Consider the following 1,119-nt stretch of genomic DNA (forward strand, 5'->3'; position numbering starts at 1 on the left):
AAGCTTTGCACCGCTTTTTTTCCAAGTAAACGTAAGCTTGCTTCAATGCTTTCCGTTCTTTGGTGGGTAACTTGGGTTGGTAACCTTTGTGGAGGGTTTCTTGGAGGACATCTAGATCTCGAAGACTCCCTAAAATACGGGCAATCTTACCAATCTGTTTTTCAGAGGCTGCTTTGGGCAAGTCTAAGGCAGGGGTAAAACTAGTGATGGCGGTACGCAAGCGCCGCATTCCAATACGCATTTGGTGCAGCTGTTCTGGATCTCGATCTTGGAGAACGGCGGCTTCGTGACTAAGCATTTTCTGGAAGTGTTTCTGAATTCCCAGATAACTCCATTCTCCAATGGTTTTGCTTTGGGGTAATACTAGTTTGTTCATCGTCCCAGATACGTTTAACCCGGTAATTCGTGGGCTTCGCCGGAATCCGTGTATAGCACGTCAGTAATTGACGAGGAGGTATCTCTCAAAGCTTTCAGGAAAATCCCAAAAGCGCCATTGTGGTCTCGATCAAGTGTGTGTCCGCATTCAGGGCACAAAAACTTCTTAGATCCGCCTAACTTACGGTGAACATGGCCACACCTTGTACAAGTCTTGGAAGTGTACTCTTCAGATACGTCTACTACAAAACAACCTCTTTTAGTTGCCTGATGCTTCAACGTCATCTTGAATCGGTAATGTGCCCAATTCATCATTGCCTTAACTGTTTTACTTCTGATTTTCCTTTTAGCCTTACCGACCATTTGTGATGTTTCAAACTTTGGTAAGTAAATAACTTGATATTCAGAAGTTAGATAGCAAGAAATTTTCTTGTGGGCTTCATCAATTAGGTTACGAATTTTTACCCTAATCCTTTGAGCAGCCTTCCTTAACTTAAACCTCTTTCTCTTGTTAGGGCCTCCCTTGGCCAAGGCTGCCTGAGAAATTAATCGATCTAAATGAGAACACAGGCGATAAACCCTTCCAATGTCCCCAGTACCTAAGCCTATAAATCTCTGGCCATCAAATCCAGTTAAAAAGCTCCTCACCCCTGGGTCTAAGGCGATTGCTTTTTGAGGGATAGGGAAATTATCTTGGTCTGATTCAACGGCAAAGCTAATAAACCACCGACCTCGATCAATGCT

The 1,119-nt window shown here is 43.7% G+C and carries 2 protein-coding genes; both read right to left on the reverse strand.

Translation table 11 applies throughout. The features are described 5' to 3' along the window. Positions 1-376 (reverse strand): CHAD domain-containing protein (locus F6K49_RS51790; RefSeq protein ID WP_293110807.1); only part of this gene is annotated, 376 nt, incomplete at its 3' end. Between the two features lie 14 nt (positions 377-390). Further along, positions 391-1,119: transposase (locus F6K49_RS51795; RefSeq protein ID WP_293110809.1), on the reverse strand; the 729-nt coding region annotated here is incomplete at its 5' end.

Source organism: Moorena sp. SIO3I6, assembly GCF_010672095.1.